The sequence below is a fragment of the Streptococcus sp. S5 genome (genome assembly GCF_034134805.1).
In the GTDB taxonomy this organism is placed as follows: Bacteria; Bacillota; Bacilli; order Lactobacillales; family Streptococcaceae; genus Streptococcus; species Streptococcus lingualis.
This window is the reverse complement of record NZ_CP139419.1, coordinates 1,931,257-1,947,669: the sequence shown is the minus strand read 5'-3', so window position 1 is coordinate 1,947,669 and position 16,413 is coordinate 1,931,257. Positions and strand designations below refer to the sequence as shown.

Annotated in this window: 11 protein-coding genes; 9 read left to right on the top strand and 2 right to left on the bottom strand. The window is 43.2% G+C overall.

The window, feature by feature from the left end:
- The first annotated feature begins 72 nt into the window (after window positions 1–72).
- The 9 genes from SM123_RS09420 (at window position 73) to SM123_RS09380 (ending at window position 14,451) form a co-directional block, all read left to right on the top strand.
- Complete coding sequence (locus tag SM123_RS09420) at window positions 73–627, top strand: hypothetical protein (RefSeq protein ID WP_320909489.1); 555 nt, start codon at window positions 73–75, stop codon at window positions 625–627.
- Window positions 628–636: 9 nt separating this feature from the next.
- Window positions 637–1,176 carry a DUF3592 domain-containing protein gene (locus SM123_RS09415; protein ID WP_320909488.1) on the top strand — a complete coding sequence of 180 codons (540 nt, stop codon included), beginning with the start codon at window positions 637–639 and terminating at the stop codon, window positions 1,174–1,176.
- Window positions 1,177–1,375: 199 nt separating this feature from the next.
- Entirely contained in the window at window positions 1,376–5,770 is a 4,395-nt protein-coding gene (locus SM123_RS09410; protein ID WP_320909487.1) for a PolC-type DNA polymerase III, read from the top strand.
- A 354-nt stretch (window positions 5,771–6,124) separates the two neighbouring features.
- The gene (locus SM123_RS09405; protein WP_023919500.1) at window positions 6,125–6,247 is read left to right on the top strand and encodes a hypothetical protein; all 123 of its coding nucleotides are present in this window, start codon (window positions 6,125–6,127) and stop codon (window positions 6,245–6,247) included.
- A 62-nt stretch (window positions 6,248–6,309) separates the two neighbouring features.
- Window positions 6,310–7,620 (top strand): DUF262 domain-containing protein, encoded by a 1,311-nt coding sequence (locus SM123_RS09400; protein WP_247923489.1) that lies wholly within the window; start codon window positions 6,310–6,312, stop codon window positions 7,618–7,620.
- Window positions 7,614–9,491 (top strand): DUF262 domain-containing protein, encoded by a 1,878-nt coding sequence (locus tag SM123_RS09395; protein ID WP_247923488.1) that lies wholly within the window; start codon window positions 7,614–7,616, stop codon window positions 9,489–9,491. Before SM123_RS09400 ends, SM123_RS09395 begins: the two co-directional genes overlap by 7 nt.
- Before the next feature lie 100 nt (window positions 9,492–9,591).
- Window positions 9,592–9,855, top strand: coding sequence for a type II toxin-antitoxin system RelB/DinJ family antitoxin (locus SM123_RS09390; protein WP_247923487.1), 264 nt, complete (start codon window positions 9,592–9,594; stop codon window positions 9,853–9,855).
- 246 nt (window positions 9,856–10,101) lie between these two features.
- A complete protein-coding gene (locus tag SM123_RS09385) occupies window positions 10,102–12,954 on the top strand; it encodes an AAA family ATPase (protein WP_320909486.1) in 2,853 nt (950 codons plus the stop codon).
- 255 nt (window positions 12,955–13,209) lie between these two features.
- Window positions 13,210–14,451, top strand: coding sequence for an aminopeptidase (locus tag SM123_RS09380; RefSeq protein WP_320909485.1), 1,242 nt, complete (start codon window positions 13,210–13,212; stop codon window positions 14,449–14,451).
- Window positions 14,452–14,928: 477 nt separating this feature from the next.
- Here the strand turns inward: SM123_RS09380 and def are convergent, their stop codons facing one another.
- Both def and SM123_RS09370 read right to left on the bottom strand, forming a co-directional pair.
- Window positions 14,929–15,543 carry a peptide deformylase gene (gene def, locus SM123_RS09375; RefSeq protein ID WP_320909484.1) on the bottom strand — a complete coding sequence of 205 codons (615 nt, stop codon included), beginning with the start codon at window positions 15,541–15,543 and terminating at the stop codon, window positions 14,929–14,931.
- Between the two features lie 60 nt (window positions 15,544–15,603).
- Window positions 15,604–16,290 (bottom strand): cyclic nucleotide-binding domain-containing protein, encoded by a 687-nt coding sequence (locus SM123_RS09370; protein ID WP_320909483.1) that lies wholly within the window; start codon window positions 16,288–16,290, stop codon window positions 15,604–15,606.
- Window positions 16,291–16,413: the final 123 nt, after the last annotated feature.

Below are 16,413 nucleotides of genomic sequence, written 5' to 3'. Positions count from 1 at the left end.
AACGAAGACAAACGTCAATTTGATGTTTGTCTTTTTAAATCCAACTCAATCACAAAAGAAGGGAAATGATCCATGAAAAAGATGATGGTATTGCTGGCGAGTGTACTTGTTTTAACAGCCTGTGCTCAGCCTAAAAAAGAGGCCAAGGAGGCAACTGCAAGCAAAACGGAGCAAACTACAAAGGCTTCCCCGTCTGCTAAAGAGGAAAAGGGCTTGAAATTTGTAGTTGCACCTCAATATGAAGGAAAAACATCTGATTTGATTGAATTGGGTAAGAAGTTGGTTAAGGAGCATCCGGAAGTTGGCGATCAAGGGGATATCACTGTATATTATACAGGGAACACCTATACTGTAGAGCAACAAGAATATGCAGTATTTATGTTGGTCAATAAAACTACAACGAATATTGATCGTGATGCGACCTTTAAAATTAGCTGGAGTTATGATGGCCACTCGATTTATCAAGATCAAGTGGTCCAGTATAGTCTATCGAACAACCCTAAGTTACCGACCCAATCAGCGACTCTCTTATTGCTTCCTTTGACGAGCGAACAAAGCTCGATCGTAGAGAAGATATCAGATGGAACGAAGATGAGTCTGAGTATGTCAGATTTGATGATGAAGTAGGTGTTGGACATGACTGATATCAGCATACTTATAGTAATTGCTGTGGCTGTTATTGGATTTCCTTTATTTGAAGTACTCTTTTTTGGATATTTTTATAGAAGAGAAGTTAGGATTAAGACCCTCTCGTCAAAGAGCATTGAGGGAATAGTAGTTGGTTATAAGAGGACACAAATTGTAGCGGCTCCAATTGTAGAATATAGAGTGGATGGTCAGACCTATCGAAATAGCCTGAAATATTATTGGGTAGTGCGGGTAACCCTCCCTTGGAAAACGAATCAAGCGGCTAGCGACATCGATTTGATGGCGCAAAGGATAACTATCTACACCAATTCTACAGTCTCAAAGGGCAATCTTTTTCAAGATGCTTTTCCACTGGGATCGAAGATGACGGTCTGGTATAATCCAGCCTGTCCAAAAGAATCATACGTTGAACGCTATAGTGGACTAGACAGGCTTTTTAAACGGCAAATGTGGATTGGAATCTGGATGTTGATTTTATTGCCTATTTTAGTAGTTATGGCCATTACCATGGGAATGAAGTATAAATGATGGATCAGCCCTAACTGAATAAATAAAAGATGAAGAGAAATCACCGACCTATCGGTGATTTTTTGTCTTCACTTCTCCCTCGAATTAATCCTTAAATTGTGATAAAATAAGGGTTACGAATGTTTTTGAATGGTCTGTTTTTGCTTAGAAAGTAGGCTACTCAAAAGCGAGCAAAAGAATCAAGATCAAGGGAGAAACAATGTCCAACACCTTTGAAATTTTAATGGATCAGCTGGATATGCCGCTGGAGATGCGATCTTCCAGTGCCTTTTTGCATGCGGAGATTCAAGAAGTCGTGGTGCACAAGGTCAGTCGGGTTTGGGAGTTCCGCTTTGCTTTTGCGGAGGTCTTGCCCATTGCTTTGTTTAAGGAATTGCGCCAGCGCTTGAAGGACGAATTTTCAAAGACGGGAAACCAGGCGACCTTTACCATCCAAGTGGCTAATCAGGATTTTTCTGCTGACTTGTTGCAGGCCTACTACCGGGAGGTCTTTGAGGAAGGGCCTTGCGCTAGTCAAGGCTTTAAGGGGCTCTATCAAGACTTGCAGGTGCGCGCACAAGGGCAGGAATTGATCATCTCAGGGCCTTCTTCGGTTGATACGGAGCATTTTCGTAAGAATCATTTGCCCAATCTTGCCAAGCAGTTGGAAGCCTTTGGTTTTCCGCATTTCACCTGTCGGGTGGAGTCTGATGAGGAGTTGACAGAGCAAGAAGTGGCGCGCTTTGAGGAGGAAAATGAAAAGATATTCCAAGCGGCCAATGAAGAGACCTTGCGGGCTATGGAATCCTTGGCCCAGATGGCTCCGCCACCAGCAGTTGAAGAAAAGCCTGCCTTTGATTTCAAGGCTAAGAAGGCGGCGGCTAAACCGAAGCTAGACAAGGCTGAGATCACTCCGATGGTCGAGATTACGACAGAAGAGAACCGGATTGTCTTTGAGGGTGTGGTCTTTGACGTGGAGCACAAGGTGACGCGGACCGGTCGGGTCTTGATCAGCTTTAAGATGACCGACTATACCTCGAGTTTTTCCCTTCAGAAATGGGTTAAAAATGAGGAAGAAGCCCAGAAGTTTGACATGATCAAGAAGAACAGCTGGCTACGGGTGCGGGGAAATATCGAAATGAATAATTTCACGCGCGACTTAACTATGAATGTCCAAGACATCCAGGAGGTCGTGCATTATGCCCGCAAGGACCTGATGCCAGAAGGGGAGCGCCGGGTGGAATTCCACGCCCATACCAATATGTCGACGATGGATGCCCTGCCAGAAGTTGAAGAGCTGATCGCCAAGGCAGCTGAGTGGGGGCATAAGGCTGTGGCCATCACCGACCATGGGAATGTGCAGAGTTTCCCGCATGGCTTTAAAGCAGCCAAGAAAGCTGGGATCCAGCTGATCTATGGGATGGAAGCCAATATCGTAGAGGACAAGGTGCCCATTACCTATAACGAGGTGGATCTGGACCTCAATGAAGCGACCTATGTGGTCTTTGACGTGGAAACGACGGGACTTTCAGCTATTTATAATGACTTGATCCAGGTCGCTGCTTCTAAGATGTACAAGGGCAATGTCATTGAGGAGTTTGACGAGTTTATCGATCCGGGTCATCCTTTGTCCGCTTTTACGACCCAATTGACAGGGATCACCAACGAGCATGTTCGGGGTGCCAAGCCCTTGGTGCAGGTCTTAAAGGAATTTCAGGCCTTCTGTGAGGGAACGGTTCTCGTTGCCCACAATGCTACCTTTGACGTAGGCTTCATGAATGCCAACTATGAGCGTCATGGCCTTCCCAAGATCACCCAGCCGGTCATCGATACCCTGGAATTTGCCCGTAACCTCTATCCAGATTTTAAACGGCATGGATTAGGGCCATTGACCAAGCGCTTTGGAGTAGGCTTGGAGCACCACCACATGGCCAACTACGATGCGGAAGCAACGGGGCGCCTGCTCTTTATCTTCATCAAAGATGTCGCTGAAAAGCATGGGGTGACCAATCTTAAGGATCTGAATATCGATTTGATCGATGAGAATTCTTATAAGAAGGCGCGGGTCAAGCATGCGACCCTCTATGTCAAAAATCAGACTGGCCTTAAGAACATGTTTAAACTGGTTTCACTTTCTGGGACCAAGTATTTCGAAGGAGTCCCACGGATTCCAAAGACTGTGCTGGATGCCCACCGCGAGGGCTTGATCCTTGGATCGGCCTGCTCAGAAGGGGAAGTCTTTGATGCCGTCATGTCGCAAGGTGTGGATGCGGCAGTCGAAGTGGCCAAGTACTACGACTTTATCGAGGTGATGCCACCGGCTATCTACGCACCTCTCATTGCCAAGGAGCAGGTTAAGGACATGGATGAGCTCCAGACCATTATCAAGAGCTTGATCGAAGTGGGAGATCGCCTCGGCAAGCCCGTTCTTGCGACAGGAAATGTCCACTATCTGGAGCCGGAAGATGAGATCTATCGGGAGATCATTGTCCGCAGTCTCGGTCAAGGGGCCATGATCAACCGGACCATTGGGCATGGAGAAGATGCCCAGCCAGCGCCACTGCCAAAAGCGCATTTCAGAACTACCAATGAAATGCTGGATGAATTCGCCTTTTTGGGAGAAGACTTGGCGCGCAAGATTGTTATTGAAAACACCAATGCACTCGCAGAGACCTTTGAGCCGGTCGAAGTGGTCAAGGGTGACCTCTATACGCCATTTATCGACAAGGCCGAAGAAACAGTTGCGGAATTGACCTATAAGCGAGCCTTTGAAATCTATGGTGATCCACTCCCTGATATTGTCGATCTGCGGATTGAAAAGGAATTGACCTCCATCTTGGGGAATGGCTTTGCCGTGATTTATCTGGCTTCACAGATGCTGGTGCACCGTTCCAATGAGCGGGGCTACTTGGTTGGATCGCGTGGATCTGTCGGATCCAGCTTTGTAGCGACTATGATTGGGATCACTGAGGTTAATCCGCTTTCGCCTCACTATGTCTGCAGCCAGTGCCAGTATAGTGAATTCATCACCGATGGTTCTTATGGATCTGGTTTTGATATGCCGGACAAGGATTGTCCAAACTGTGGCCATAAGCTCAGCAAAAATGGCCAGGATATTCCTTTTGAAACCTTCCTTGGTTTTGATGGGGACAAGGTACCCGATATCGATTTGAACTTCTCAGGGGAAGACCAGCCGAGTGCCCACTTGGATGTCCGCGATATCTTTGGGGAAGAATATGCCTTTCGGGCAGGAACGGTAGGTACGGTCGCAGCTAAGACTGCCTACGGCTTTGTCAAGGGCTATGAGCGTGATTTTGGCAAGTACTACCGAGATGCTGAGGTCGAGCGCTTAGCTCTTGGTGCCGCTGGGGTCAAACGGACGACCGGTCAGCACCCGGGGGGAATCGTTGTTATTCCAAACTATATGGATGTCTATGACTTTACTCCGGTCCAGTATCCAGCAGACGATGTGACAGCTGAATGGCAGACCACTCACTTTAACTTCCACGATATCGATGAGAATGTCCTCAAGCTCGATGTCCTGGGACATGATGATCCGACCATGATTCGCAAGCTCCAAGACTTGTCGGGTATTGATCCGAACGATATTCCTATGGATGATCCAGGGGTCATGGCTCTCTTTTCTGGGACGGAAGTGCTAGGGGTGACAGCTGAGCAGATCGGAACGCCGACAGGAATGTTGGGGATTCCAGAGTTTGGGACCAACTTTGTTCGGGGCATGGTCGAAGAAACCCATCCGACGACCTTCGCGGAGCTCTTGCAGCTCTCTGGTCTGTCTCACGGTACCGACGTGTGGTTGGGGAATGCCCAAGACTTGATCAAGGCGGGCATTGCCGATCTATCGACCGTTATCGGGTGTCGGGACGACATCATGGTTTACCTCATGCATGCGGGTCTCAAGCCTAAGATGGCCTTTACCATCATGGAGCGCGTGCGGAAAGGGATGTGGCTCAAGATCTCAGAAGAAGAGCGCAATGGTTATATCCAAGCCATGAAGGAAAACAATGTTCCTGAATGGTACATCGAGTCCTGTGGGAAGATCAAGTACATGTTCCCTAAAGCCCATGCGGCGGCCTATGTTATGATGGCCCTTCGTGTGGCCTACTTTAAGGTGCATCATCCACTTTATTACTACTGTGCTTACTTCTCGATTCGGGCCAAGGCCTTTGACATCAAGACTATGGGAGCAGGCCTTGAGGCCGTGAAAGCGCGGATGAAAGAAATCTCTGAGAAACGCAAGAACAACGAAGCCTCCAACGTAGAGATCGATCTCTACACCACCCTTGAGATTGTCAATGAGATGTGGGAGCGGGGCTTCAAGTTTGGCAAGCTAGACCTCTATCGCAGTCAGGCGACAGAATTCTTGATTGATGGGGATACCCTGATTCCACCATTTGTCGCTATGGATGGTCTGGGTGAGAACGTTGCCAAGCAAATCGTGCGGGCGCGTGAAGAAGGAGAATTCCTTTCTAAGACCGAGCTCCGGAAGCGTGGCGGTGTTTCGTCTACCCTGGTTGAAAAGATGGATGAGATGGGCATTCTTGGCAATATGCCAGAGGATAACCAGTTGAGCCTCTTTGATGATTTGTTTTGATGGATAAATAATTTTTATTCAAAAGCTATCACTCTTAGATGAACAAAAGTCATAATTACATGACGTAGTAACTGAGTGATTTAGTTGTTCGTTTTCTAAGTTTGGAAGAATGTTACAATACCTTTTAAGGGGTAGGACAGAACGAAATTTACTAAAAATCGTACTGTTTTACTCCTATTTTTATATACTTGTATTCTTAAATAGAAAAAGTGTATTGCAGTTGATCTTGAATTGAGAAAAATAATATTATATTCTACAGAGATAATATTGATTTTACAGTTTGTAAATGCTATACTATCTCTAATAATAAATGGTTAACATATAATTAATAAAAAGTTGAAAGGTGATGGAGATATGACTGAATGGATTGTTATTGATCAGTTTGGGAATATGATTGCACAAGGATTTTGGACAAAGGAAGCGGCAGAACAGTATTCAAAAAATATTCCTAATGCAAGTGTTATTCAAAAGAAATAGACACTCTTAACTACAGATTCATATGAATTTGTAGTTTTTTAAATACGATAAAGGCGGATGAAATGGATATTCAATTTACTTCTAAAAAGGTTGGAGAGATATTAAGAAAGGGAAATTTGCGGATTCCTTCTTATCAAAGGCCTTATAAATGGGACAGAAAGCATATTCGTAATCTGTTCTACGATTTACAAGATGCAATGGGAAAAAGGGAATATCAAGTGGGATCTGTCATTTTGCATGAGAATGATGGACATTTAGATATTGTAGATGGACAACAACGTTTAATTTCCATTTCCTTATTACTACATTTACTAGATTATGTAAATAATTACGAAGGTGCTACTCAACTGTTAAGTACCGAATTTGGAGAACTATCTTGTTATCATGCTAGTGAAAATTATAATGAATGGCAAAATTTAACTCGACTTGTTGGGGAAAAACAGACAAAGAATATTTGTGAATTTTTATTGGAAAATTGTTCTATTTCTTGTATCATCATGCCAGAGGAACGTTTGGCAGAAGCTTTTCAATTATTTGACTCTCAGAATAATCGTGGCAAATCTTTGGAACCTCATGATTTACTCAAAGCCTATCATCTGCGCCAACAAGATTCAGAAGATGAAAAAATTGTTGAGAAGTGGGAGCAGTTTGTGGAAGATAACGATTTAAGTCTGAAAGATCTATTTGATAAGCATCTTTTTCGTATGAGACGTTGGTCTAGGGGAGAAACAGGACTAACCAATAAGCGGTATGGTTCTTATCTACGTTTTACAGAAGATTTTATTGATGATTTTAAAGGTGTTGATTTAAGTAGGGATTTTCCATACCTAGAATTATATCGTCATATTGAAAACTTCCCTATGTCAATTACCATGCCAATCATAGATGGAAGCAAATTTTTTGAATATATTGAATCTGTTCATCAAACGATTAGAGATCATATAGATTTTTTAAATAAACAGTTAGGAATGTCTAATAATCCTGAGAGTAAACAAAATGGTTCAGATTACCCAGACGGTATGTTGAAAATTTACAATAGTTCAAAAGGACGCTATCTCAAGTGCCATAATCTGTTTCTAAATATTTGCTCACTTTTTGCAGAGAGATTTGGAAAAGATGAACTATCAAAGGAAATAATAGAGACTCTTTTTATTTGGGCTTACTATCCCCGTGTGAAGTCTAGAGCTATATATGATGCTACTATGGGAAACTACGCTGCAGGAGGGAAGTTCAGACAAAGAGAAGTTCAAAAACTTTTTCAAATTTTAGCACATGCTGTAACTCCAAATGATTTCATGATTAAGATAGATAGAGAATTATTTGAAAATTATACTGTGGAGCAAATTATAGAGGAGGAAAGAGAGAAATGGTAGAGACACACGTCAGCTTGTCCGTTGATTGTTTATTAAACGAAGATAGCTATGCTATCCCTCTTTATCAGAGAAATTTTTCCTGGACTTATGATGAGATTGAGCAATTATTGAATGATGTAGCAGATGCTTTTCAAGAAAAGAGAGACAATTACTATATTGGAACATTAGTTGTCAATGAAGAGAATGGCCTTTTTAAAATCATTGATGGTCAACAACGAACAACAGCTCTTAATTTAATTGCCCTGGTTTTGAAAAATGAGTTTGATTTTAACAAATTAGAGGCAGTTAATTTAACTTTTCCAGCTCGGAGAAAATCAAATGAGAATATTCAAAAACTATTTATCAAGGAAAAAATTTCGGAGGACGATGAAAATGAATTAACTAGAGGTTACGGACATGCTAAAGATGCCTTAAAAAAAGTGTTAGGAGAGCGCCAACTTGAATCTCAGTCTTTCGTTGATTATCTTTTTAATAAAGTCATCATTTTTCGGAGTATACTTCCTAAAGATTTAGATTTGAATCTTTATTTCGAACGTTTTAACTCTCGAGGAGAACAACTAGAAGCTCATGAAATTCTTAAGGCACAAATGATGGCTAAGTTTGGAGAAGATCAAGAAAAGGCGCAAAAATTTGCGAGAATCTGGGATGCTTGCGCTGAATTTGATAAGCCGGTAGCAAGTCAATTTAAGATGAGGCGGAAGAGGGCAGATAGTTTTCAGGAGCGTGAACGTATTTTTGGATGGCACTTTTCAAATTACTCATTTCATGATATTTATGACGATATTGATTTTTATCAAAATGAAAGAAGAAAGTTATCTGATATATTGGGAAAAAAGGTAAATGAAAAAATTATAGAAGTAGAAAAAGATTTTGGTGAATATACCCAAGTTATAGATTTTCCTACCTTCTTACTCCATGTATTGTCAATTTGGGAAGGTACGGATACCAGTGAGGTTCAATTAGATGATAAGAAACTCTTAACTCTATTTGATATAAAAAATAAAAATCAGACCTGGGTTATTAAATTCAGTGAATTCCTTCTTAGAATGAAACATATTTTTGATAATTTCATCGTTAGAAATTCAAATATGGATTCTTCAAGCAGAAATAAGGATGAATGGTTTTTGCAGAAGGGGACTTATTATGAATATCAACCAAATGGAAAAGCAAAAGAGCATTACATAGTTGAAGAACGCTTTACTAAGAATACATTTTCAGATTCGGAAATTAATAAAAATATCATCCTTTTGCAATCCATGTTTGCCGTAACTTTCACTGCCAATCGTGATAGTCGTTGGTTGTATGAAGTTTTGCAATTCCTCTTCGAGCATATTGAAGAACTAAATGATCAAGAATTTGCTATTCGATTTAAGGATTTTCTTGAAAAAATGGCTGTGAGATATGCTGAGGGAAGATTATTCACCGAGGAAAATATTATTAAGAAATATGGTGACATTTCTGTTTATGCATTTAATTTTATTGATTACATCTTATGGAAAAATCGTGAAGAGTTAGGAAGGGAGTATAAAGGTGTTAAATTTGATCATTTCAAATTTGCTTATCGTCGTTCCATAGAGCATTGGTTCCCACAACATCCAAATAGTGATGAAAGAGTTGAAAAAATGGATGATCAATTCTTACACTCCTTTGGGAACCTTTGTATCATTACAGATAGTCAAAATTCGAAATTTGGAAATTTAGTCCCGAGTGCAAAATATAAACAGTGGGAAGGGATTTTTGATCGTCAGAGTCTAAAGTTACAAATAATGGCTAATATTACGGAAAAAACTAGATGGGAATCATATCAAATAAAAGGACTGGAAAAAGAAATTTTACCTATGGTCAAAAGATTCATAGAAAGTAAGTCATAAGAATTGCCTCGATCATTAATTTCAATAGGCTATTGTATATCCAATGAATTTACATTAGCCTTCTTTTTGTTAAAATAATAAATAGAAAGAAGGTGAGAATATGTCAAAGACGAGCATGAGTATTCGTTTGGATAGTGAGGTCAAGGAGCAGGCCCAACAGGTTTTTAATCATTTAGGAATAGATATGACAACGGCTATCCACATTTTCCTTCGTCAGGCTATTCAATATCAGGGCTTACCTTTTGATGTTAAATTAGACGATCATGGGAAGTTGCTTCAAGTCGTAACGGATGTAGAGCAAAAGCGGAATATGAGTCAGCCATTTGAATCAGTCTCAGACTTGATGGAGGATTTGCGTACTTAAGATTCGTTATTGGCAGACAATGTGCTGCTCCTTTCCACTGCCATGCTCTCAGGAGCGATTGCTCTAGCTGGCTTGTTTTCAGCCTTGAAAGATTAACTGACAGCCTCCATTTTCCTTTTGAAAATAGAGGTTTTTCAGTCTTTTCAGATCTGATAAGTGTTTTCTTTGGCACTGGATTGTGTTACAATTTTTAGTGACAAGTGTTTATAACAAGGAAACAGAAAAGATGAAACAGAGGAAATGCGCGTGGCAAGATATTTAGTAGGGCCTTACAACAATAGTTGGAACTTTATGGATGCGATTGAAAAAGCGCAGGATGGGGATACCATCGAGTTTGAAAATGGGTATGTCTTTCAATGGCCGACAAATAAAGTGATCGAGATCGACAAGAACCTTCATTTTGTGGGGCATGTGGTTCCAAATCCAAATGGCAATGGGCGCATGTTTAACAACATCATTGAGGCTTCCTTCCGATTTGTAGAGGGAGCTCAGGTGACATTTGAAGATCTGTGGTTTAAAGTTGGTGGGAATTATACTGCCTTGCTCTTATGGAATAGCTCAGATATCACCTGTAAACAGGTCTATTTTGAAGCAACCACTCCGACAAATAGTGAATTTTTTATCTATATGGATACGCATTCGAAGTTGACACTGGAAGGAGTCGGGATGAAGGTTCCGGAAAAACACCAAAGTGCCATCGGTATGTCAGCATCGGAATTGTCCATTCGCAATTCAACGATTTTTTCTAAGATTGATCTGTCAGAAGGATCTAAATTGACCTTAGAAAATGTCCATATTGAAAAATTTGGGAATAATACGATCCATGCCAAGGACTCAGAAGTGATCGCAAAAAATTCAACGATTACAGGCGGGGATCTGGAAAAGGACTTTCCACCAGTTTGGTTGAGGAATGTCATCTGGGAGTCTGAAAACTGTAAAATTGAGTTGCCTACTGGAACTGGAGTCTGTCTTGACAATAATGTTCAATTCAATTCGGATTCGGATCGTATAACCTCCATCAATTCATTCAATAGTATGATCCGAGCTCACCAGGCTACATTTTCAGAATTTTTATGCGTCTATGAAGAGTCCTTTGCTTCCCTGACTGGAGAAACGACCTTCTTGAATGAGAATGCCCAAACCATTTCATTTGGAGTTTTTGATGATGGTGTGCTGATGGCTGAGCATATGATTTGTCATAAGATTGCGGATCCCAATATACGGCTTCAAGGTGGAGCCTTTGCGAAGGTGGGCACCGTGACCTATAGCCAGGGGGATGCGCGTGATCTGACCAAGGAAATCGAGGATGACTGTGACTATCTTGTTGGCAGAGAAGTGGCTAAGGGCAATGCGCAAGTCGTTGCTACGGGACAGGCGACGGATGCAACGGTGGCTCCAACCACCGCAAGAGACTCTGGACCAGAGAAGAAACAAGATGCTCTTCAAGAACTCAATAGCCTGATTGGTCTTGAAAAAGTCAAACATGAGATCAAGAAAATGATCAACATGGTGGAATTTAACAAGAAACGAATCGCCAGTGGCAAGGCTCCTGAAAAACAAACACTCCACGCGGCCTTTATGGGAAATCCTGGTACAGGGAAAACCACTGTGGCCCGTCTGTTGGGACAAGTGCTCTTTGATGCGGGTGTTCTCTCAGGGGAAGAATTCCGTTTCGTGGAAGCAACGGAGTCCGATCTGATCTCTTCGAATATTGGAGGAACAGCTGAACAGACCCAAGCCCTGCTTGAAAAAGCGCGAGGAGGCATCCTCTTTATCGATGAAGCCTATAGCTTGGATAAAAAGGACAGCGGTGCGGACTTTGGGATCGAAGCGATCAATACCATCCTCAAATTTATGGAGGACAATCGTGACGACATCATGATTATCTTTGCCGGCTATACCAAGGAAATGGAGGAGTTCTTAAAGACCAATCCAGGCCTTCGTTCTCGGGTGCCAAATAATTTCATCTTTGAAGATTTCACAGGAGATGAGATTGTCCAACTAGGTGAAATGATCCTAAGCAAAGGAGACTACAAACTCGAAGACCGGGATTACTATGCGCGGCACGTTAAGAGGGCTTATGATGGTTCGCTAGATAAGAGCAATGGTCGCTGGATCCGTAACCTGGATGAGCAATTGACCAAGACCATGGCGGATCGGGTGGTGGCCCAAGGTTCTGACGATATTGAGACCATCCTCAATAGCGATATCGATGCTGTCCTTAACCAAGGTAAGTATCAAGCAGGAGCCGACAAGGAAGAAGATGGGATGGCTGCCCTCAACCGATTGGTTGGAATTGCTAAGGTGAAAGAGCAAGTCGAACAATTCGTAGCCATGGCTGAGTTCAATCAAAAACGGGCTGAACAAGGTGGCATCGTCGAAGACACGACCCTGCACTCTCTCTTTCTTGGAAATCCTGGTACAGGAAAGACCACCGTGGCCCGCATTTTGGGCAATATCCTCTTCCAAAAAGGAGTTATCAAGCAGAAGAAATTCATCGAAGTATCGCGGAGCAATCTGGTTGGAGGCTACCAAGGTCAAACAGCTTTGAAGACGCGCGAAGTCCTAGAAAGTGCACTGGGTGGAGTCCTCTTTATCGATGAGGCCTATACGCTCTATACCGGTTTAAATGACGATTTTGGGAAAGAAGCCTTGGACGAAGTCCTCAAATTTATGGAGGACCATCGCCGCGATATCGTTATTATCTTTGCTGGTTACACAAAAGAGATGCACGACTTCTTGCAGGTCAATTCAGGTCTGCAAAGCCGGATCCCGACTACATTTGATTTTGAAGACTACAGCCCAGATGAGATCGTTGAGATCGGTCTGTTAGGATTGCGTAAGCAAGGTTACCAGGTCAATGAAGCCCTTTATGGAGAGATTGTGAAAGGGAATTATATGCGTGCCAATGACCATAGTAATGGTCGCTGGGTTCGCAATCTCAATGAAAAACTCTTGCGCCAAGTATCAACTCGGGTAACCCGTGAAGGTAGTACAGACTACAATTCCATTTTGGATCAAGATTTGGAAGCTTTGAGAGAGAATAGCAGTTCTGAACAACCCCATACCGTGGATGATCAAGGTTATGTTCTTCCTTAAGTTAGAAGGATCAATAAAAAGGAGGCTGGGACAAAAGTCCTAGCCTCTCAATTATTTTTGGATTGTCGAGCAAGACGCAGTGGTTGAGTGGGCTCTACTACGCTGATTTCATCAGCTTTTACAGCCCTACTCAACTGTGCGGAGGTGGGACGACGAAATCGAATTCTAACGAATTACCGATTTCTGTCCCACTCTCTTTTTGCATGGACTTATGGTATACTAGGAGGAGATCATTCACTTATGAAGGAGAAAACAATGGTTTTACCAAATTTTAAAGAAAACCTCGAAAAATACGCTAAATTGTTAGTGGCGAACGGCATCAACGTGCAACCTGGCCATACCTTGGTCTTGAACATCGATGTGGAACAAAGAGAATTGGCTCACTTGATTGTGAAGGAAGCCTATGCTTTGGGGGCGCACGAAGTGATTGTCCAATGGGCAGATGATTTTACTACCCGGGAAAAATTCCTCCATGCACCGATGGATCGTTTGGACAATGTACCGGACTACAAGATTGCGGAGATGAACTACCTCTTAGACCACAAGGCTAGTCGCTTGGGTGTGCGCTCGTCTGATCCAGGTGCTTTAAATGGTGTCGATGCAGAGAAGCTTTCTGCCTCTGCTAAGGCTTTGGGCATGGCTATGAAACCAATGCGCATCGCCACTCAGTCTAACAAGGTCAGCTGGACTGTTGCTTCAGCAGCAGGTTTAGAATGGGCGAAAAAAGTCTTCCCAAATGCGGCGAGCGATGAAGAAGCAGTGGATCTCCTGTGGGATCAAATCTTCAAGACTTGCCGAGTCTATGAGGAAGATCCAGTCAAGGCTTGGGAAGAGCATGCTGCTATTCTCAAGAGCAAGGCAGATACACTGAATAAGGAACAATTCTCAGCCCTTCACTACACTGCGCCAGGAACGGACTTGACACTTGGCTTGCCGAAAAACCACGTCTGGGAATCTGCTGGAGCTATCAATGCCCAAGGCGAAAGCTTCTTGCCAAACATGCCGACAGAAGAGGTCTTCACAGCTCCTGACTTCCGTCGTGCTGAAGGTTATGTCACCTCTACAAAACCGCTTAGCTATAACGGAAACATCATCGAAGGGATCAAAGTGACCTTTGAAAATGGAGAAATTGTGGATATCACCGCTGAAAAAGGCGATCAAGTCATGAAAGATTTGGTCTTCAAAAACAAGGGAGCGCGTGCCTTGGGTGAATGTGCCCTCGTACCAGACCCAAGCCCAATTTCCCAATCAGGCATTACCTTCTTCAACACCCTCTTTGATGAAAATGCCTCAAACCACTTGGCCATCGGGGCAGCCTATGCAACCAGCGTAGAAGGTGGCGCAGAGTTCACAGAAGAAGAACTCGAAGCAGCCGGCCTCAACCGCTCAGACGTCCACGTCGACTTCATGATCGGCTCAAGCCAAATGGATATCGACGGCATCCGAGAAGACGGCACCCGTGTCCCAGTCTTCCGCAACGGAGATTGGGCAATATAGGGAGCAGGACAGAAATCGGTAGACGCAGTCTCGATTTCGTAGTCCTGCCCCCGCACAGTTGATTAGGAAGTACGAGTACCGCAGGTAGGAGTAGTTCCAATCAACCACTGCGCCGAGAGACAGAAATCGGTAGACGTAGTCTCGATTTCGTAGTCCTGCCCCCACACAGTTGATTAGACTGGACGAAGAACCGAAAGGTTCGAGTACCGTCAATCAACCACTGTGCTAAGAGACAGAAATCAGTAACTCGAAGAGTTTGATTTCTACCTCGCTTTTCGGTTTTAATGCTCGGGCAAAAAAGGTCCGCAGGACCTTTTTAGTACCCCCGCACAGTTGATTAGGAAGTACGAGTACCGCAGGTAGGAGTAGTTCCAATCAACCACTGCGCCAAGAGACAGAAATCGGTAGACGTAGTCTCGTAAAAAAAGTAAGGTAGTAGTGATGATTCACTACTACCTTACTTTTTTGTCAGTTGCGCTATTCTAATATCAAAAGTCCTTCTTTGATTTCAAATGGGTTGTTTGGGTTGATGCGGTCATAGAACATGATGCCGTTGGTGTGGTCGATTTCATGTTGGACGACGATGGAGTTGTAGCCTTTGAGTTTGATGCGTTTCTTTTCACCGTCTTTTGTGAAATACTCCACCGTCACGCGGGCATGACGGACCACATAGCCTGGGACATTGCGGTCTACTGAGAGACAGCCTTCCCCATCTCCAAGAGCCGCGTCTTGCACAGAATGGGCGACAACCTTTGGATTGTACATGACTTCTTGAAGGCTATAGGCTTCTTTTGGTGGGTTGCCATCGGCATCTTCTGGATTGGGCACCAAAACAGCGATAATGCGTTTCCAGATGTCCAGCTGAGGAGCAGCGAGTCCCACTCCTCCACGGAGTCCAAGTTTTTCGGCCATAACAGGGTCTTGAGAATGGTGCAAGAATTGCATCATTTTTTCACCCAGGATAATTTCCTGGTCAGACAAAGGGAAGGTCACATCTTCCGCAACAGCTCGAAGTGTTGGATTTCCTTCGCGGATGATGTCATCCATATCAATCAAATGGGATGCTCTTGTAACTTTTTCAATTGCTTTCATTGTCTTACTCTCACTTTCTTTCTACCTTCCATGATAACACAAAAGAGCCTAAAATTAAAGTTATCTGTCGACGGTTTCCGCATGTTTGATGGACAAATCACTCATCCTTTTTGGATCTAAAATCGTATAGATTCGCCCTTCTCTTTGGACTAAGCCCTCGTCAATCATCTGCTTGATGACGCGGCTAAGGTGGCGGTAGCTGATCCCAAAATGCAGGGCCAGCTGATTCATCTTGGGTTTGAGGGTCCCATTTTCATCACCATGTTCTAAAAAATGTGTAGCGAGGCGCTCCTTGACCGAATAATGAAAGTTAGCAGGAGCCAAATAGTTGATCTGGTGTAATTTCTCAGCCAAGGTCTTGGCAGTAGAGCGCAAAAAGGTGGGATCCAGCAGTAGGCGGTCCTTGAAATGCCGAGCAGAGAGCTGGACGACTAGTGAGTCTTGGTCTGCAATGACCGATGTGATACAGACCCGATCGAGCAGGAGCTCAATCTCTCCTAACAGTCCAGGTTTTTCTTGGATTTCAAGGATGGTGTCGCTACCATTTTCAAGACTGTGGACGATCTTGAGCCGGCCTTTGAGAAAATAAGGAATGACATCTTGGTCAGAACCCTGGCGGCAGATATACTCTCCAGCCTGATAGAGAACGAGGTCCAGCTGACTAAGACAGTCACCTGGAAAGATCTGATCTAATTGGTAGTCAGTGATGATCTTCATGAGTTTCGTAGATGGGGAAATTTTTTTCATCTCAATCTCCTAAAATAGGACAAATGTCCTATTTTTCTATTTCTAAATGGATTATACTAGGATTCTATTGAAAATACCAGTTTGAATCTTTTCTAAATAAATTAGTAAAGTCAAATGTTACTA